The organism is Bacilli bacterium, assembly GCA_035326105.1.
Taxonomy (GTDB): domain Bacteria; phylum Bacillota_I; class Bacilli_A; order RFN20; family CAG-826; genus UBA7706.
This window is the reverse complement of sequence record DAOKYO010000002.1, coordinates 586920-605820: the sequence shown is the minus strand read 5'-3', so window position 1 is coordinate 605820 and position 18901 is coordinate 586920. Positions and strand designations below refer to the sequence as shown.

The window sequence follows — 18901 nt, the reverse complement described above, 5'->3', positions numbered from 1 at the left end:
GCTTACCTCCATCTGCTATTGCTTCGAATGGTCAGCGACGAGAACGCGCATCCTTCCGCCTCGATCAACACCCGGTTCACACCCAGATTGAGTTCCGGCAGGTTCAGGCTGGACAGATAAGGAAGGCCATTCTTAACCAGCACCCCATCTGTGTCCACGACCTTCGCGGTCATGTTGGCGGTATCGATCACCAGCACTTCATTGGTTGCCAGTCGGCCAGAGATCGTAAGCGCCACCCCGTTAGTGGTGATCCGAAACCAGCGCGCCGAGGAATCGTTGATGACCTCGCCCATGAGCCGGTACTCCGGGAGGCTGACCGCGTTGCCCTTGGTGCGTAGGATCGTGTGCGTGCCTGTCGCTGTCAGCGTGAAATTCTCATCGGAGAGCGCGTATCCGTACGGGTCCGGGCAGAAGAAATCCAGGTCGAAGGAACCCGCGCAGCGGATGAGTCGTGTACAGCTCACATCGCTGTCCAGACGCGCAAGAAAGTACCGGTCGGGCAGCTCATCCAACACCAGCTGAGCGGTCCCGTTGGTAGGGTCGAGCCACGCCGCGAGCACGTCGAGTACATGAATCAGGCTGGCCATGCTGCCCGCGGGATTCACGCCGCATTTGGCAGAGATCCGTCGGCTGGTCTTGCTGGCGCCAAAGTCCGCCACACCTTCCTTTCCGGGGATGTTTACCGTGTAATTGTTTACCGCGGGGATGAATCGCCAGTCCGTAAGCCGTGCACGGATGCCCATGGTGGACGAGTGGATACCGTTGAACAGAAAACCCATGCAAGCACCCCCATTCTCCTGTGGCTATCAGGATTTGCTTTGATTACGCCGTAGTGAAGTACCCCTGCGCACGGCTGGACTGCTGGATCATGTTGTACAGCTGCTGGGAGATGGCGCGGATGTCGTCCTCGCTGCGCACGATCAGCTGCTGCACGGACACCAGCGGGCCGGACGTGACCGTTGCTGTACTGCTTACCCCGTTCAGGCTGATCCCGCCCGCGTCCAGCGTTGTCGGCACCGCCGCCTGCATCTGATCCGCCACCTTGTTCATCTCGTCCTCAAAGCCCAGCCCAAGCCCCAACGCCAGGTTGGCGCCGATCGAATCCCGGAACAGCGTGGAGGGCGAAGAAATGCCAAAGAACGACTTGATTCTTTTCCACAGCCCGCTGCACAGGTTGCTGACTTTGGTGTAGAGGCTGCTTGCGGCGTTGGAAAGGCCCGTCCAGATCCCGGAAGCGAGGTTCCCGCCGATGGAGATCATGCTGGAGACGCCGCTGGTGAAGGCGGTCTTGATGCGGGTCAGGATGCCGGAGCAAGCGGTAACGATGGTTGAACCAATGCTGCCCGCATTGCGCACCAGGCTGTTAAACAGCGTTGTGCCGGTGGCGGCGATCGTACTGGCGTAGCCGGAAATCTTGCTCTTGATCTGGTTCAGAATACTGGATACCTTGCCCGTCACATTCGTAATGACGGAGCCCACATTGGTCGTGATGTTGTTAAGCAAGGACTGGCCAGCCGTGGCGATGGTGGTCGCCTTTCCAACGATGAAGTCCTTGATGGACGTGACGATGTTGCCCACGCCCGTTTTCACGGTGGCGATTACGGAGGAAACGTTCTGCACAATGCCATTGAGCAGGTTTTGGCCTGTGGTCGCAATCTCAGAAAGCTTGGAACTCAGTGCCGTTTTGATGCCCGTGACAATATTGCCCACGGCAGTCGTGACCTTCGTAACGACCTCGGTGATCCGCGTGGTCACTGACCCCAGCAGCCCCGCGCCCACCTCGGCGACCTTGCCAAACATCGACGTAAAGAACGTAACAATCCCGGTGATCACCTGGGGAAGCGCGGCCACAATGTCCGTCACAGCCTGTCGGAGATTGGTCACAATGGATTTCAGCAGGCCTTCGCCGGTCGAGGCGATGGTTCCGAAGGACCCGACGAGCCCATTGACCAGCGCCGTGATGATCTTCGGAACGGCCTTGACCACCTCAACGATGATCCTGGGCAGGTTGGTAATGAGCGCGACGAACAGCTGTACGCCCGCGTTGACGATATCGTCGAGATTGTCCATGATGGCCGAGACCAGGCCCTCGATGATCGCCGGGATTGCCTCGCAGACCGTATCAATGATCTCAGGCAGCGCATCTACCAGCGCCACAAGCAGCGTGACGCCGGTTTGAATGATCTCAGGAATCGCTGCCAAGAGCTTGTCGATGAGGCTGGTGATGAGCTTGGGGAGCGCTGCAATCAGCACGGGAATCGCTTTCAGGATCCCCTGGGCCAGTCCGGTTACCAGCTGGAGCGCCGCGTCGATGATGAGGTCGAGGTTGTCGATGAGCCCCTGCACAATCGTAATGATGGCTTCAACCGCAGCGGGGATCAAGTCGGGCAGTGCAGCGCCGATGCTGCTTACGAGGGTGGTCACCAGTTGGAGCGCGGCGGAAACCAGCAGCGGCAGGTTGTCGATTAACGCGTCCACAATGGTCAGGACCGCGTCCACGGCGACAGGAATCAGCTCGGGAAGTACCGAGAACAGCATATTCAGAATCTGCTCAAACAGATCACCCACGGTGGTGAGCAGGGTTGGCAGCAGTTGGTTGATCACGGGGATCATCGCTTCGATCGCGATCGGTAAAGCTTCGACGATGTTCTGGATGATCGGGGTGATGTTGGTCAGCACATCGGAAAAAGCGTCCACAACGTTGCCGCACAGCTGCTTCATATCGGCCTGCGAATCGCCGAAGCCCACGACCAGGTTCGAAAACGCTGCTTTGAGCGACCCGATAGAGCCGGAAATCGTGTGCTCCGCCTCAAGCGCCGTCGTTCCCGCGATGCCCATGCTTTCCTGCATGACGTGAATGGCCTGGACGACGTCGGAGTACGAAGAAAGATCGAACTTGACCCCGGAGATCTTCTCTGCGTCCTTGAGCAGACGCTGCATTTCTTCCTTGGTGCCGCCGTACCCCAGTTTGAGGTTGTCCAGCATCGTATAGTTCTGCTTGGCAAAACCCTGATAGGCGTTCTGGATGGAGGACATGTCGCTGCCCATTTTGTTGGCGTTGTCCGACATATCCGTGATCGCCATATCGGCATACTGGACAGCTTTTTCCGTATCGCCGCCAAGGGACTGGATGAGGCTCGCCGAGAACGACGTGACCGTTTCCATATACTCGTTGGCGGAGAGCCCGGCGGTTTTGTAGGCGTTGGCGGCATAGGACTGCAGTTCTTTGCTGGAATCCTTGAAAAGGGTGTCCACGCCGCCGACCAGCTGCTCGTAATCGGCATAGGCGCTCACGACGGATTTCGCGAGGGCAACGGCGGCGGCGCCAGCCGCGGCCACAGCCGCGCCGAGGGCTTTGCCGACCGTACCCAAGACGGAGGCGAATCGACCGTACTTCTCGCCCGACTGATCCGCAGCGTCGCCCGCGTCGTCCACCGCCTTGTCCAGTTCCCTGGCTTCGCCTTCTGCGCCGTCCATGCCGGAGGAGGCCTTGTCCAGCGCAGTCCCGCAGTCCTTCAGCTCGCCTTCGAGCTTTCCGAGGGTAGCCTGCGCGTCGTACAGCGCCGCCTGGTATTTGTTCGCCTCGGCGGATCCTTCGCCGTACTCGGCGGTCGCACGCATGAGCGCGGCCTGCAGCGTGGTGATCTTCTGCTTTTGCAGGTCTATCTGCTGGTTCAAGACAGCTTGTTTGGCGGAGAACGCCTCGACGGATTTGGCGTCGGAACCGTACTCGGCGGTCACAAGGTTCAGCTGAGAACGCAGCACTTTGAAGGAACTGTCGAGCATAGAGAGCTTCTCGTCCAACACCTGGCTTGCGTCTTTCGCCTGCCCTGTGGACGCTGCAGTATCTTCCAGCGCGCCCTGATTGGATTCCAGGGCGGTGTTCATGTTGTTCAGCTCAGCCTTGGCGTTATTGAGCTGAGTCGCGTAAGAGAGGGTGCGCTTATCACTCTCGCCATAGGCGGTTCCGGCGGAATCGAGCGCCTTTTGCAGCAGCTCTACCTTCGACTTCTGCGCCTCGATCTGCTTGGTCAGCGCCTCGGAGCGCGCGGCTACGGCAGCAGCGGACCGGTCGTTCTGGTCGTACTCGGAAGAAACCAAATTCAGTTCGGACTTGACTAGCTTGAACTGGGCGTTCAGGTCGGAGAGCGCTTTCTTGAAAGTGGCCTCGCCTTCGGCCTTGAGCTTCACGCCGATACTGCCGTCGTTTGCCATAGCGCGTCACCTCCCTTACATGAAATGAAAACACCGAGCCGTGGATGTTCCACAGCCCGGCATCAGTCGAGGGCAAAAGGAATCACGTCGTCGATGTCCAGACGCCGCTTCGCCTTGGCCATGCGGTTGAAAATCTTGTAGATCTCGATCTGGTCCAGCAGCTCCCCGATAACGGTCAGGTGGTACTCCTTACGCGAGTAGCCGAGGAGCGAGCAGGCGTAGAACTGGAGCCACGCGAACGTGCTGCCGTCGTCGGCTTCGGAGGGTTTGCGCCGGTATCCTCAGTTTCCACATGGCGCGCCGTGCCCTTGGACATACAGGACATGATGGCGTCCTTGAAGCCCAGGAGGTCGTAGGGCGAGGTCAGCAGTTCCAGCGTCTCGGCGTCCAGAAGCTCCTGCTGGTCGTCCGGGAACTGGAAGTTGTGGATGAGCACCGACTGGTTGGCCAGAAGAGCGATGAGCCAGATGATCTCGTCCAGGCCCTCGTCGAAGTTCTCTTTTCCCTCGAACAGCTTGTCGCCGAGATTCTGGAGGCCGCCGTACCGCTTGGCGATTTCCTTGGTAGCCCGGGTGGTCAGGAGCAGCGCATATTCTTTGCCGCCAATCTGGATCACGGCGGCACGGTCGCAGTCGATGACAGCGCTATTGGCAAGTTGAATGGATTCCATGGATCAAGTCTCCTTCAATAGCGGCAGGCAAAAGCGGCGCCCCATTCAAGAGACGCCGCCCTGCTCGTCTGTTGGTTCATGAGTGTGTTGGTTACGCCGTTACTCCACGGTAACCGTGGCCACCCCAGAGGTGACCGACGCAGCGGTGGCGCTGCCGATAACGCAGTAGTAATAGAACGTACCTGCCGTATCGGTGGGCACCGTATACGTCAGGCTCGTGGCGCCGGTAATCGCCGAACCGCCGGTATTACTGTCGGTGGTGTTTGCATACCACTGATAGCTCAGCGTGGAACCATCCGAAGCGGAGGCGACAACCGAGATGCCTGCGCTGCCGGTATTGAGCGCGAAGGTTTGCTCGCCGGGGTTGGCGGTAATGGTGATGATGGCGGTGCCTTCCGCCAGGACCGTAACGGCAGCGGTTTCCGAGGTGACCGCAGTCAAGCCGGAAGCGGAGACCACGCAGTAATAGTAGTACGAACCTTCCGTGAGATCGGTGGGCAGGGCCAGGCTGGCGCTGGTGGCACCGCTGACCAGCGTGCCGCCGGTATTGCTGTCGGTTGTATTCCCATACCACTGATAGCTCAGCGTGCTCCCGTCCGAGGCCGCGGCGGTAAGGTGCAGGCTGCCTGAGATCGCGTCGGCGGTAACCGTCGCATCATTGGGCTGCGCACTGATCGAGATGGTTGCGGTACCGGCTTCCACCGTGACGGTGACAGCCTGGGTTTTCACAGAAGCGCAGGTTTCGCTGCTGATCACGCAGTAGTAGTAATACGATCCGGCCTGCAGGGAGATCGGCAGGTTGAAGGAACGGTTGGTCGCACCAGAAATGGTCGTGCCACTGACATTGGTGTTGGTCGTGGCTTCATACCATTGGTAGGTCAGCGTAGACTCGTCGGACACGGTTGCCAGCACCGTAATCGTACCGGAGACGGAACCCGCAGTCGTGGAGATGGAGCCGGGCTGCGCGGTGATTGTAATGGTGCCGGTCGCTGCCTGCGCGGAGGCCACGACGACAGCCACGACATTGGAATTCACCGTGCCGAGCGTCGGGCTGGTGGCGCGGCAGAAGAAGGAATACGTGCCGACCGTCAGATCGGTGGGTACCGTCAGCGTACCGTTGGTCGCACCGGAAACCGCCGTAGCGCCGGTCACGCTGCTGACCGTATTCACGTACCACTGATAGCTCACGGCGGAACCGTCGGAAGCCGAGGCGGCAGCGGTGAGCACACCGGTAATGCTGCCTTCCGTCACACTGCGGCCGGTGGGCTGCGTGGTGAACGTGAGCGACGCGACCGTACCCGCAGCCGCGACCACTACGGCAGCGGGCGTGGTGACCACCGAGGTCGTGCCGTTGCCGATCACGCAGTAGAAGTAATACGTGCCTTCCGTCAGGCCCGTCGGAACCGGGAGGGATGCGCTGGTTGCCCCGGACAGGAGCGTGCCGCTGGAAGCAACATTGCTGCTGCTTTGGTACCACTGGTAGGTCAGCGACCCGGAACTGGTCGTGGCGACCACAGTCAGCGTCCCCGTGATGCTGCCCGCAGTGACAGCCAAACCACTGGGCTGCGTACTGATTGTGATCGCCGCGCCGCTGTAATTGGGCTCATAGACCGCGCTGTACCAGTTCGCGATGGTTGTCGGGGACACATTCGGATCGCCTTCCGTCACTTCCGCCTTCCAAGGATGTTTGTTATTTCCATCCAGCCGGTTGCGGCGGTAGACTGTGCCCTCAATGCTGGGTGTCTGAAAGGAGATCTTGTCACCCTTGGTTTCCAGCTTTGCGGAAGGGAGCTTGAACAGCACGCGATAGAGCCAGAAGTAGCGATATAAACCGTTGGCCCGGCGTGCTCTGAACCCGATGGCCACCGCGCCGCCCGAATCCTCGCTGCCGGAGATCAGCACGCCGTTGTCATCCACGCTCGCGCCGGTCAGGTCACAGGCGGATACGCGCCCGATGTCGTTAACCCCCAGGGTCAGCTTGCCCGTTTGGAACTCCGAAATGTGTTCAGCGGCGCCGTCGTCGGCGTAGAGCGTAGCTTCCGCTACATCCACGGACAGATCCGCGTCGATCGCCTTGGCAAGCGTTCTGGGAACCCCGTAGGTTTCGTTACCAGACTCGTCTTCCGTGATCTTCGCGTAGACGAGCCGATCCAAACCAATTGTACTCATTGGGTGTCCTCCTCATTGAAATGATACGGATACACTTTGGTCACGTCGATTTCGTAGTGGTGATAGCCGGTATCCGACTCATACTCTACATATTGCCTGCCAGTCACCGTGAAATCGTTCTGTAGCAGCGTCCGCACCAGTGCATCCGCGAGGGTGGTGTAGCTGCCCCGGACGTAAAGAGAAAGCCGGACTTCCGGCTCGGTATACTGTGGGCTGTTGTCCGCGTGCTGGGGGAAAATGTCTGACATCGGGATCAGCACCAGAAAGGTATCCGGCGGCTTCTTCTTATAAGCCCCTGTTTCAACCGGAAGAAACAAGCCGTCAGCAATGGTTTTGATCTCCGCAAGGATGCTCACAGCCCGTCCACCTCCTGGTTGAAAGCGTCGACCATCGCCTGGGTCGCGGGCGCTTTGACTGCGCTTTTGGTCGCGCTGAGAAACGGGCGCGCGGGCTGGTTCGATTTCCCGTGCTCCAGGATACCGGCGATCATGGCGTTGCGCTTTCCGTCCTTTCTGGGCTCATTGAAGCCGATCTTGATATCCACGGAGCCGTCGTCGGCAGCTTTGACGGGGCTGACGCCCAGCGCGCCGACCAGCTGGCCGGTAGACTTGCTTTTCCGCTTTGTGCTTCTGCCGATCGCGCCCGCGAGCTTTGTTTGAAACACAGGCTTGACCACATCCGCTCCCGCCTGGAGGGTTTTCTCCAGCACCGCATCGGTTCTGGCTTCCAGTTTGGCAAGCTTCTTCATGATGTCGTCCGGAAATTCCACCGTCACTTTCGCCATACCAATCACCCCTCCGAAGCCGTCACGAGTTGCGCCGTCACGACCAGGTACATTCCGTGCCCGGATATCTCGTCTACCGCCGTGATGTTGTACCGGCCCGCCGCGTCGGTAATGAACTGAGAGGGCTCCACGCGAAGCCCGGGGATACACCGGAAACGGAACACGGCGGTCTGGGTAGCAAACGTCGCATCGTCTTTGGATGATTCGTTCATCCCGGTGTAGCTCTTTTCGGCGCGTACGCTGGCTAGGACGATATCCTGATCGGATGAAAACGCCTCATCGTCTGTGGTTCCGCGCCGCTCAATGATATCGATGAAATCGTTCATCTGAGCACTCATATCTTCCACTCCTTATCGAGCCGGAGCAGGGTATCCACGCATTCCAGCGTCTGTTTAGCCGCCGTGGTAGTGGGGGTAAAGAACCCCCCGGCGCCGCCGTCCTTGGACTCGTAGTAGAAACTGGCCAGCAGGATCACTGCCTGCAGCGTGGTCGGGCTCATCCGGTGCGTGCTGTAATACGCATTGTCCTTGTGTTGGAACTTCCCGGCGTAGTCCATGGCGGCGTTCAGATGCAGAGTGAGGATCGCGTCGTCCTGATCATGCCCGATCACCAGGTTCGCCTTTAGCTTCGCCAGCCGCGCCTGCCTGCGTTCTTCTACCGTCATGGGCACTCGCCTCCTGGTTACGCCACGACCACGGCGACAATGCTGGAGGTGACCGGAGCCACCGATTCCGTCGCGCCGCCCGCGGCATCCGACACTACGCAGTAGTAATAGATCGTGCCGGCTGCGGTTGTCACCGGCGCGTAGGTCGCGGCCGTGCCGCCGGTGGCAATCTTGGTGGCGCCGACGGTGGAGTTGGCGGTGTTGGAGTACCACTGGTAAGCCACGGCACGTCCGTCCGAGCTAGAACCGGCGACAGCCAGCCCGACAGCATCATTGACGGCAACACTCTGCTCCTCCGGCTGGGTGGTGATCGTGATCGTCGGCGCGACGGCGTCCATCAGCCCTTGGGCGCGCATCAGGATCAGCAACGCGTTGAAGTCCTTGACAACGTTGGCGGCGGTCGACTGCGTGGAGTTGGCCAGATACGGGAGGGTCACAGCTTCCGTTTCCTCAGCCGCGCCGCTGTTATCGGTAAGCTTGCCGCCCGGCGCGATAACCAGTTCGCCGCCAATCACGGTTCGCTCTCCGCCCTGTTCGGTGTAATTCTTGGTGTTGTATTCGCTCATGAGAAGCCCTCCGATCGAAATGGATAATGGAACCGGGGTAAATGAAAAGACTGCGGTGTTCGCAGCCCTCCCTTTACCCCGGTAGAAATACTAAAGTCAATCAGGGTTTTTGCGCCATCAAGCAAAGACTTACGCGCCCATCCGCAGGAGCTGGATGCCTTCGGCGAGAATGACTTTACCGTCCACGCGCTGGGTGCACAGGAAGCCGACCTGCCCATTGGTGCTGTAGAGTTCGTTGAGCCGCTGCACCGTTCTGCCCAAGCGGTCGCAGATCCAGTAATTGCTGAAATCACCGAAGGCAATGGGGAGCGCGCTCGCCGCCACATCCGGCACATAGGGGCTGGTGTAAATCGGATAACCCAACAGCCTGTCCGGCTGACCCGCCTGCACGGAGGGCTGCCAAAGGTAGGCACCGTTCGCGTCCTTGAGTTTGCGGAGCGCGGAAATGGTGCCGTCCTTCATGAGGAACTTGGCGTTCCGGCGGTACGGCGCAGTGAGCGCGTACGTCAGGTCGATGAGGTTATCCACCGTAACGGACGCGCCCGCCGTAACGCCAACATGGCCGCCATTCGCGGTAAAGATGCCCGTGGGCTGGCCCGTACCGTTGCCGACGCAGAACGCCTGCTCCTCGGCAATGCCAAAGGCTCTGGCAAACTCACCCGCGATATAGGTTTCCAGATCGAACATGGCATCCTGCAGCAGTTCCGTGGAAACCTTCACCAGGTCGGTGAGCTTGTAAGCGTCCACCGTAATCTGTCCGAAGGTCGGATTGCTTTCGGTGTATGCGCCGTTTTCCAGCGTCCATTGCGCCACAGAGTGGGTGGCTGCCAGCGGAATTTTACGCTCCGCGGAAGTGGTGATCACTTTGGCGATGGAGCGTACGACGTTGCTTTCCTCAAGCCCGGCGACGATCTGGCTTTCGAACTCGGTCGGGACGAGGTAGCCGCCGTCGGCATCCGCACCTTCTTTCATAACGTTGTGAATCAGCGGTTTGCCGCGAAGAACGTTGTGAAAGTCGGCGCGGTACTCATCGGAAGCCCTGCCGGTTTTGGGCTTATCAGGCTGGATAGGCTTGCCAGTCATCGGCGCGGACGTGGCTTTGCCCATTTCGAGGTCGAACGCCTGTTGGCGCTCCAGACGCTCAATTTCCTTGCCAAGGCTGACCATCTCGGCCTCCATGCGGTCGTACTCAGCGGCGGATTCGGGCGGCACCAGACCATCGGCGCCGCGCTTGGAATCAAGAAATGCCTTGGCAGTGTTCCAGGTTTTATTGCGCTTTTCGCGCAGTTCAAGAATCGTAGACATGATCTTTTCCTCCTCCAATTAATGGATAATCAGGTTCAGCCGCTGTTCGAGCGTCGTCGCGGCCACGCCTTGCGGCGTTTCGGGTTGTTTGGGTTTCCCCTTGGGACGCAACTTGTCCAGCAGGGAGTTGGTCACCGCCCTGCGGCTGAACGCGAACGTGACCTCACCGGCGGGCACCTGGCGTTTCTCGTCTTGCAGGATACCATCGGCGAATCCCAATTCGATCGCCTTGTTGGCGTTCATCCACGTCTCCGCGTCCATCCAGTGGCTGATTTTCGCTCTGCCCTGGCTCGATTTGATTTGGTAGGCGTTGATGATCGACTCCTTCACCTCGGCCAGCATCTCGATCGCCTTTTGCATCTCCTCGCTGTCGCCGATCGCGACAGTCAGCGGGTTGTGGATCATCATCAGGGCGGTGGGCGCCATCAGCACCGAAGTGCCGGCCATAGCAATCACGCTGGCCGCTGAAGCCGCGATGCCGTCAATCTTGACAGTGACGTTGCCTTTGTAGTCCATCAGCATGGCGTAGATCTGGCTGGCCGCCACACAGTCCCCGCCGGCCGAATTGAGCCAGACAGTGATATCGCCTTCGCTAGAAAAAAGCTCGTCGCGAAAAAGGCGAGGTGTGATCTCATCGCCCCACCAAGTCTCTTCAGAAATCTCACCGTCGAAGTAAAGGACGCGCTCGTCAGAATCGCGCGCCCAGTCCCAGAATTTCTTGTTATTCACGTTGTGTCCTCCGTTCCTTTGGATTTGTAAGCTGCGCCAACATCGGCGAGTTTAACCATGTTCCCGTTGAGGACATGCGCGTTCCCGCCTTCCGCCTCTGTCAGCAGGTTCATATCCTCCAGCGCCCGCACGTCGTTGACGGAGTAGAAGCCGTTCTGGATACCGACGCTGTAGCCTTGCATTCGGCTTTGGTAATCGCCGCGCAAAAGCCCGTCAAGGTTGAAGCGGATAGAGAGCGCCGCCTTTTCGCCCGGCAGCAGAAGGGCTTGCGTCAGCGACTGTTCCCACCGGATCACCCACGGGCCGAGCGTGTATTTGACAAACTCCAGCGACTGCTGCTCGATGTTTGAGAAGCTGCTCTTTTCAAGGTCGCCCACCATGTGTGGAGGCACCCTGAAAATCCGGGCAATCTCATTGATTTGGAACTTACGGGTTTCTAAAAACTGCGCTTGTTCTGGCGGGATGGACATCTGGTGGAATTTGAGACCGTCTTCCAGCACGGCAACCTTGTGCGCGTTCGCGCCGCCGAACTGGGACTGCCAGCTTTCCCGCAAACGCTCAACCTGATCCGGCTTGATCACGCCGGGGTGTTCCAACACGCCGCCGGGGTTCGCGCCATTGGCGAAAAACGTCGCGCCGTAATCCTCGGTGGCAAGCGCAAGCCCCACCGCGTTCTTGGCCATCGCGATGGGGCTGTATCCGATGAGTCCGTCAAAGCCTAGTCCCGGGATGTGCAAGACGCTCTCGCGTCGCAGCTTTATCTGACCCTTGTCGCTTTGATAGGTGTAGACAAGTTCATCGTTCGGGTCGCGGTCGACCGTCATTCGGTCGGGCAGCAACGGGTAGAGGGCAACGGGATAGCCGCGCCCATCCCGAATGATCTGGGCGTAGGCGTTGCCCCAGAGGAGCAGGTGTGCCATAAGCGTTTCTCTGAACACAAACGAGGTCATTTCCTTGTTCGGCTCGTCATGCAGGAGCCGCTGCAGAGGATGGTCCGCCGTGCGCTCCTTGCTCCCGTCCGCTTTATAACGGTAGACGTGAAGCGGCAGTCCCGCGATCGACTCCGAGAGGATGCGCACGCAGGCGTAGACCGCGGAAGTCTGCATGGCTGTCCGCTCGTTGACCGCTTTGCCGGATGTGGTGCCACCAAACAGAAAGCGCCACCCACCGCCCACGCTGTTGCTGGGCTTATCGCGGGAGTGAAACCATCCGCTCAAGACGCGTCTTCTCATATAAACAGCAACCCCCTTTCCGCGTAAGCGCTCTCGGTGATTCCGCCGCCGATGGTCGCTCGAGCGAGGCCCATGATCATGGCTACCACGCCGTCTATCTTCTCGGTGGACTTTTTCTTGTTGGGCTTGATGTTGCCCGCCGCGTCCTGATCAATGATGACGTTCCCCATGTTCCAGTCAAGAACGGGATGCCGGCCGTGCCGGATACGACCCTCCATGACAAACTGGTAGAAGTCCTTGCTGGGCGGGGACATGGAAATGAAGCCCTGCCCAAACGGAATCACCTCAAAGGCATGCTCCGCGCCAAGCTCCTCAAGGTCACGGCGTATTTTCTCCGCGCCGTAGCGGTCATAGGCGATTTCCCGGATGCGGAATCGTTCGGAAAGTTTCGCGATGAACGCCACAATGAAGTCGTAATCCACGACGTTACCCTCGGTGGTGTTGAACACGCCCATCTTCTTCCAGACGACATAGGGCACATGATCGCGCCTGGTTCGCAGGTCGATCACTTCCTCCGGCAGCCAGTAGTAGGGCAAGACCGTATACTTGGTATCACTCCCGGCGGGCGGGAACACCAGGACAAGGGCGGTCAGGTCGCCGGTGGAGGATAAGTCCAAACCGCCATAACAGGCCCTGCCTTCCATTTCTTCTTCCAGCTGCGTGTGCGCCGAAGGCGAATTGGGTCCAGCGTCACGCTGGCCGCAGGCGTCCCATTTGTCCATGGGCATCCAGCGGATATCTGCGTTGCACCACTCGTTCAGGCGAAACTGCCGGAAGTGCATCTCTTCGGCGGGGTTCTGTTTCGCTTGTTCATAGGCCGCCTGAACCGTCTCAAACGGAATCGTCACCCCGATGGAAGGGTTTACGCGTCGCCAAACACGCTCGTCTTCCCAGTCGTCGCCCTCCTCGATACCGAATACGGCAGGATAGAAGCTGGGATCGATCTTGGAACCGTCCAGAACCGCCTTGGCTTTGCAGTGAATCTCATAACAAATGGAGGTTTTATCCCTGCCCGCCGTAGTAATGAGGAAATAGAGGGGCTGTCGCCGAGCATCGCCCGTATACTTGGTCATCGTGTCAAAGAGCTCTCGGGTCTGCTGGGCAAACAACTCGTCGAAGATCAACCCCGATACGTTGAAGCCCTGCTTGGACTTGGTCTCAGAGGAAAGCACGCGGTAGAAACTATTGGTGTGCGGGAAGATGATTCGCTTGGTGGATGGCACCAGCTTGGACAGCTGATTTAGGTCGGGGCATTGCTCTACCATCGCCTTAGCGGTATTGAAAACGATGCTTGCCTGATTGATGTCAGCGGCGCAGGAATAAACCTCCGCGCCCGCCTCGCCATCGGCGAAGAGGAGATAGAGCGCCACCGCCGCCGCGAGTTCGCTCTTGCCGTTCTTTTTGCCGACCTCGACGTATGCGGTGCGGAACTGACGGTTGCCGTCCGCGTCCACGATACCGAAGATGTCCCTGATGATCTGTTCCTGCCACGGCATCAGCTGAAACGGCTTGCCATACCATTCTCCGGTGGTGTGCCTGAGCATGGAGATGAAGCCCACCGCGAAATCTGCCCGTTTCTCGTCGTAGCGCGAGGTCGGCAGCATGAGCGGCGTGGGTTGATAATGAAATTCGCCCATCAGTGGGCCTCCTTTCGCGGTAAATAAAAAGAGCCCACCGGCTCAATGAAACCTATCTGTACGAGAGACAGCCCCTTTCGGGGCGTCCTCAGCAGTTTGTTTGATACCGGGATGTTCCGTTAGACAGGGCCTACTCCGTCCTTGAAGCTGCTGTTGCCTTCGAGCTTTGCCAACAGCAGCTTCCGCGCGTTCTTGAACTCATTGCCGATGAGCCCCAGGGAGAGCAGCCAGCAGCGCATGGCGTACTTGGGGTTGCCGGTGGGGCCACGATCTTTTGCGGTGACACGCTTTTTCGCCATGGCTGTCTTGCAGAGAGCGGCGATGAACTGCGTGTAGCTGGCGGCTTCACTCGAGCTGTTCAGCGTAAACCATGGGAAGCTCACTGTTTCTTCTGTTACCCGTATCGGCAGGTCAGCAGAGCCCAACGCCGCCTTGATGAGGGCTTCCTTTGCCGCCACCATCTTGGTGAGGTTATCCAGTGTTTGAGGGGTAAAGCCTGCCAGCGGGAATTCCACTGTCAGGAGATCAGATTCGTCGGTGTCGGGAGCGTCGTCGGTTTGCATACCGTTTTCCCCTTGAAAGTCCTCACGGCGAGTACGCCCCAGCCCTAGCTCTTCTTTCTCGGTCATACCGTCCTCCCAGTCGTCGGGGATCTCATCGCCACCGTACTGCCCACGGTTGGAATAATCGGGAATGTTTTCAGCCTCAAGTTTCATGCGGTGCATTTCATGCTCGGCGTACGCTTCGGCTTCGTCGGTCTCGGACGTGAAGCCTTTTTCAGCGAGCTGTGCAAGAAGCTCGCCGGTCTCGCCCCTGAGCGTTCCGTCTCGGTGCAATTCCAAGCCATCGCCGAAGTCGTAAGCGTACTTCATTGCGCCGCCCATGCAGTATTTACCCTTGCGGCCGGTCAGTTCCTCGATTGTCTTGACGAGAGGTTTGCGTTCAGCGCCTTTCAGGTTAAATTTGGTTGCCATGGGTTTTCCTCCTGTGAGCCTTGATTTCAAAGGGTCTCCGCCCTTCGTTGTAGCCCATATTGGCTCTGAAACACATGATTATCAAGTCCTTTCTAAGAGATAGACCCGATAAAGATGTAGGAAAAACCAAGGCCATTTTCGAGGACTTTATCCCGAATGAGCCGCGCCCGGTTTTGCTGGCTTGCTTATATCAGCGCTACCGCTTTCACGAGGTCGGCGTACTGATGCACCTTGCCGTCCCGTTCGCAGGTAATATCCGCACCGCCGTTTTGTTTCATCTCAGCGTAACGGCGCAGAATGACGGACGCATACTTCTCATCGAGCTCAAGCATGAAGCACGTACGGTCGAGTTGCTCACAGGCAATGAGCGTCGAGCCGGAACCACCGAAGGTATCCAACACGATGGCGTTCGCCTGACTGCTGTTGGTAATCGGGTACGCCAAAAGGTCCAGCGGTTTGGAGGTCGGATGGTCGGCGTTTTTCTTCGGCTTGTCAAAGTTCCAAATCGTGGTCTGTTTGCGGTCGGAGTACCATTTGTGCCTGGCGGTATCCTTGAAAGCGTAGAGCACAGGTTCGTGCATCTGCTGGTAATCCCCGCGCCCGAGCACGAGTGCGTTTTTCACCCAGATGCAGGTGGTCGAGTAATGAAAACCCACGTCCACGCAGGCGCGGAAGAAATTGACTTTCTCCGAATCCGAGTGGAAGCAGTAGAAAGCTCCGCCGTCGGCGAGGTTCTCGTAAAAGCATTTGAACGCCGCGAGCAGGAAAGCGTAGAACTGCTCGTCGGTCATCTTATCGTTCTTGATTTTTAGCCCGCTGGAGCCCTCGAAGTTCACATTGTAAGGCGGGTCGGTCAGCACAAGGTTCGCCTTTCGGCCGTCCATCAGCTTACGGACGGTACCGGCATCAGTCGCATCGCCGCAGATAAGCCGGTGCCGTCCGAGTGTCCACACATCCCCGGGCAAAACAAAAGCCGCTTGTTCAAGGGCGGTCGTCAGATCGAAATCGTCGTCCTGCACCCCTTCGTTGGCACCTGCGAACAGTTTCTCGATCTCGGCGGCGTCAAACCCGGTGATCTCAAGGTCGAAACCCAGTTCCTTCAAGTCTGCGAATTCCAGAGCCAGCAACTCCTCGTCCCATCCGGCGTTCAGCGCCAGACGGTTGTCGGCAAGAATATAGGCTTTCTTTTGCGCCTCAGTCAGGTGCTCCACAAACACACACGGGACTTCCGTCATTCCCTCGGCTTTCGCCGCCAAGACGCGCCCGTGCCCCGCGATTATGTTATAGTCTTTGTCCACGATGACAGGGTTCACAAAACCAAACTCGCGCAGAGAAGAACGCAGCTGCAGGAGCTGCTCCTTGCTGTGGGTGCGGGCATTCCGCGCGTAAGGCACCAGTCGGTTGATGTCCGCCATTTCAAAACGTTCAGTCATTTTCATCCTATCGCCCCCAGCATCTGATTCGTTCTGGCAAATTCGCCATGATATAAAATAGCCGCGCTGTCATAGGCGGCTGCGGCTTCTTTAACGCGTTTCATATAATCCAAGATATCGGTACTTATATCCGCTCGTGATTTGAGCAACATATCGATTTGCCTTCTTTTGTGCGTAGAACAATCCAGTGGCCGAAACGCCTTCCAGTCAAGTCGTTTGTTTTTTCCATGCCTAGAAACCTCGATTTTGTAGAAGTGTCAAGAAGGCGTTTTTCTCCTCGGTCTGGGTATTCGAGTGCCGGTTGATAATCTGCATGATGAGGTTGAAATCGCCCTGCATCGCTTTGTAATAGCCGGCTCCCGCCGTAACGTAGGGCGAGAGCTTCAGGTCTTTGGTCATGCGCCCGATTTTTCGGTTCATGCATTCGCAGGCTAGAAAACCCTGCCGGTTAAGAACGTAATCGGTAATCGTCTGTGGCGCTACAAACCCCTCGCAACCGCGCGCGGCGATGTATTCCTCAATCTCAGCTCGCAGCACATCGGCAGCGGGCACTTCCTTCTCGCATTCCTTCATCGCCATGGAGAAGTAGTCCGCCATGACGTTTTTGGAATATACCTTCTTCGGCGCCGGCGCGGGAACCGTATTGGGTTTCGCTTTACCTTCCAACTTCTTGTCTTGGATGTTTTTCCGAGGACGGCCTGCCCCCGGACGATAGCCGCCGCTGGGCATGCCCTTCACCTCCCCGGTTTCATTCCCGCTTGATCTTGATTTTTTGATTTTTGATTTTTGAAAAATTCACGCGTGAGGCCGAGCGCGCTGCGCAGCCTAATGGCCGTAGGGATTTGACCCGCCCCTGGCGCCGCCCTCATTACGGAAGTAATCGCCCTGCTGGCTGTGCAAACGACTATGGCACTCAGAGCAAAGGGCTTGCAGGTTCGACCAGTCGTTGGTTCCGCCGTCCGTTAGCTTGCGCCTGTGGTGGACGAGCTCGGCCGGTCTCAGTCTTCCTTCGGCTGTGCAAATCTCACACAGGGGGTTTGCTGACAGGAACGCTGCGCGTATCCTGTTCCACGACCGCCCGTAACGTTTGTTGGAATCAGGATCGCGGTCGCAGTGGTTGTAGCGCTTGGCTTCAGCCTTTTGATGTTCCTCGCAGTACCTGCCTGTGGTCAGCTTGGGACAGCCTGGGTAGGCGCAGGGTTTCTTTGGTTTGTAGGGCATGTTGCGCCTCCTTCTATGCGCTCCACTGGACAACCTACTTCTCCTCGGGCTTCCCGGTGGCAGCGACATTCAGTAACAAGCAATACCACTTCAGAGGTCTGAGGCTCTCCTTTCCCGCGTACGAGAACAGCCCCTGCGGGATTGCTCCTGCGGGGGCTGTATGGATCGATTGCTCTATTATTAGCATACCAGAAATTCTCAAGTACACAAGTGAACTCGTGTGCATTTATGTGAACTGGCGTGCACACTTTTTTCTGCTATTCAGTACGGCACGGATCCCGGGGATAAGCTTTGTGATGTTGGTGTTAATGTTATCAGTGCTGATTCGGATCACCTCCCAGTCATCACCGAGTTTCCACTTGATAACATCATCGCGGGTCTGCTGGTATTTCTGTCTGTCTTTCCCGTGATACGGAGCCCCATCAATCTCCAGAACGACTTTCATTTCTGGGAGGACGAAATCGACTGTGTACTCAAAAACCTTAACCTGATGATGCGCGTTTACGCCGCGTCGCGCAAGTTCCAAGGCAACCATGATTTCCTCAGTGCTCTGGAACCAACCTCGATTGTTCAACTTTTTTCTTACAAGGTCGATAGCCGCTTTATATTGGGCGATGTCGGTCATCTTGGAGATCCGTTTAACGGCGTTATCCAGCTTCCGTTCCTTAACCGACGAAACTTTCTGCTCCTTCTCAGCGCGTTCCTGCGCAACGGCTTCTTTGCGGCATTCCGGGCAGGCGTACTTGATATTTCTCAAATAGCTCCAACTGCGGACCGGTGCTCCGCAAAAGCGGCAAGGCGGATAATAGATCGTCTGCTTGTATGGTCTCTCCTCAAATGGGATACCGTCTTCTTTTGCTTCAAAATAACTCATGCCTGTGCCTCCCGCTCCGCCAGCAGCCTGTCCACCACTTCCACGGCACGATCGTGTTTGTTCAGCACCCAGCGGCGGCTGTAATGCAGGTCAGACGCGATCTGATCCCAAGGCAGAAAGCACAGGTACCTCTTTTCAAGGATCAGCCGGTAGCTTTCATTCCGCACTTGGTCGATTAGGGAGGCGATGTTCATCTTCAAACTGACCAGTTCGTCAATCTGTTGGTTGACCTGTTCTTCGGCCTCCATCAGCCGGAGAATGGTATCCTGCAGGGAAGTCACGTTACGAGTGTGCGACACTGGTTCGCCGCTATAGGATGCCGTGACTTTTTGTGTCAGGGAACGCAAACTCTCCACCTGTTGGAGTTTGCTGTTGATCCGCTGGTCAAGCCGGTATGCCTGTCCGAGATACTCTTTTGCCATCATAAG

The 18901-nt window shown here is 57.8% G+C and carries 18 protein-coding genes and 3 pseudogenes; all 21 read right to left on the bottom strand.

Annotated features, from left to right (window positions below):
• Nucleotides 1-2: 2 nt before the first annotated feature.
• On the bottom strand, nucleotides 3-779 hold the full coding sequence (locus PKC96_07370; protein HMM01123.1) for a phage tail family protein: 777 nt from the start codon (nucleotides 777-779) through the stop codon (nucleotides 3-5).
• A 43-nt stretch (nucleotides 780-822) separates the two neighbouring features.
• Nucleotides 823-4215 (bottom strand): phage tail protein, encoded by a 3393-nt coding sequence (locus PKC96_07365; protein ID HMM01122.1) that lies wholly within the window; start codon nucleotides 4213-4215, stop codon nucleotides 823-825.
• Between the two features lie 277 nt (nucleotides 4216-4492).
• Nucleotides 4493-4885: pseudogene (locus PKC96_07360) on the bottom strand (hypothetical protein).
• A 99-nt stretch (nucleotides 4886-4984) separates the two neighbouring features.
• Nucleotides 4985-5893 carry a hypothetical protein gene (locus PKC96_07355; GenBank protein HMM01121.1) on the bottom strand — a complete coding sequence of 303 codons (909 nt, stop codon included), beginning with the start codon at nucleotides 5891-5893 and terminating at the stop codon, nucleotides 4985-4987.
• A 582-nt stretch (nucleotides 5894-6475) separates the two neighbouring features.
• A pseudogene (locus PKC96_07350) lies at nucleotides 6476-7054 on the bottom strand (phage tail protein).
• Nucleotides 7051-7410, bottom strand: coding sequence for a hypothetical protein (locus tag PKC96_07345; protein HMM01120.1), 360 nt, complete (start codon nucleotides 7408-7410; stop codon nucleotides 7051-7053). Before PKC96_07345 ends, PKC96_07350 begins: the two are co-directional and overlap by 4 nt.
• Nucleotides 7407-7838 carry an HK97 gp10 family phage protein gene (locus PKC96_07340; GenBank protein HMM01119.1) on the bottom strand — a complete coding sequence of 144 codons (432 nt, stop codon included), beginning with the start codon at nucleotides 7836-7838 and terminating at the stop codon, nucleotides 7407-7409. Before PKC96_07340 ends, PKC96_07345 begins: the two co-directional genes overlap by 4 nt.
• Before the next feature lie 5 nt (nucleotides 7839-7843).
• The gene (locus tag PKC96_07335; GenBank protein HMM01118.1) at nucleotides 7844-8176 is read right to left on the bottom strand and encodes a head-tail adaptor protein; all 333 of its coding nucleotides are present in this window, start codon (nucleotides 8174-8176) and stop codon (nucleotides 7844-7846) included.
• Nucleotides 8173-8502, bottom strand: a complete 330-nt coding sequence (locus PKC96_07330; GenBank protein ID HMM01117.1) for a head-tail connector protein — start codon at nucleotides 8500-8502, stop codon at nucleotides 8173-8175. The genes PKC96_07335 and PKC96_07330 overlap by 4 nt, the downstream gene beginning before the upstream one ends.
• A gap of 329 nt (nucleotides 8503-8831) precedes the next feature.
• Nucleotides 8832-9068, bottom strand: a pseudogene (locus PKC96_07325) (hypothetical protein).
• A gap of 129 nt (nucleotides 9069-9197) precedes the next feature.
• Nucleotides 9198-10373, bottom strand: coding sequence for a phage major capsid protein (locus PKC96_07320; GenBank protein ID HMM01116.1), 1176 nt, complete (start codon nucleotides 10371-10373; stop codon nucleotides 9198-9200).
• An 18-nt stretch (nucleotides 10374-10391) separates the two neighbouring features.
• On the bottom strand, nucleotides 10392-11102 hold the full coding sequence (locus PKC96_07315; protein ID HMM01115.1) for a Clp protease ClpP: 711 nt from the start codon (nucleotides 11100-11102) through the stop codon (nucleotides 10392-10394).
• A complete protein-coding gene (locus PKC96_07310; protein ID HMM01114.1) occupies nucleotides 11099-12334 on the bottom strand; it encodes a phage portal protein in 1236 nt (411 codons plus the stop codon). Before PKC96_07310 ends, PKC96_07315 begins: the two co-directional genes overlap by 4 nt.
• Nucleotides 12331-13971: a terminase large subunit gene (locus PKC96_07305; protein ID HMM01113.1), complete on the bottom strand. Its 1641-nt coding sequence runs from the start codon at nucleotides 13969-13971 to the stop codon at nucleotides 12331-12333. Before PKC96_07305 ends, PKC96_07310 begins: the two co-directional genes overlap by 4 nt.
• A gap of 119 nt (nucleotides 13972-14090) precedes the next feature.
• The gene (locus PKC96_07300) at nucleotides 14091-14945 is read right to left on the bottom strand and encodes a hypothetical protein (protein ID HMM01112.1); all 855 of its coding nucleotides are present in this window, start codon (nucleotides 14943-14945) and stop codon (nucleotides 14091-14093) included.
• Between the two features lie 185 nt (nucleotides 14946-15130).
• Nucleotides 15131-16384, bottom strand: coding sequence for a site-specific DNA-methyltransferase (locus PKC96_07295; protein ID HMM01111.1), 1254 nt, complete (start codon nucleotides 16382-16384; stop codon nucleotides 15131-15133).
• Entirely contained in the window at nucleotides 16381-16530 is a 150-nt protein-coding gene (locus PKC96_07290) for a hypothetical protein (GenBank protein ID HMM01110.1), read from the bottom strand. The genes PKC96_07295 and PKC96_07290 overlap by 4 nt, the downstream gene beginning before the upstream one ends.
• Before the next feature lie 79 nt (nucleotides 16531-16609).
• Entirely contained in the window at nucleotides 16610-17107 is a 498-nt protein-coding gene (locus PKC96_07285; GenBank protein ID HMM01109.1) for a hypothetical protein, read from the bottom strand.
• A gap of 96 nt (nucleotides 17108-17203) precedes the next feature.
• Entirely contained in the window at nucleotides 17204-17599 is a 396-nt protein-coding gene (locus PKC96_07280) for an HNH endonuclease signature motif containing protein (protein ID HMM01108.1), read from the bottom strand.
• A 226-nt stretch (nucleotides 17600-17825) separates the two neighbouring features.
• Nucleotides 17826-18473: a DUF559 domain-containing protein gene (locus PKC96_07275; GenBank protein HMM01107.1), complete on the bottom strand. Its 648-nt coding sequence runs from the start codon at nucleotides 18471-18473 to the stop codon at nucleotides 17826-17828.
• The gene (locus PKC96_07270) at nucleotides 18470-18898 is read right to left on the bottom strand and encodes a DUF1492 domain-containing protein (GenBank protein HMM01106.1); all 429 of its coding nucleotides are present in this window, start codon (nucleotides 18896-18898) and stop codon (nucleotides 18470-18472) included. The genes PKC96_07275 and PKC96_07270 overlap by 4 nt, the downstream gene beginning before the upstream one ends.
• Between the last annotated feature and the right edge of the window lie 3 nt (nucleotides 18899-18901).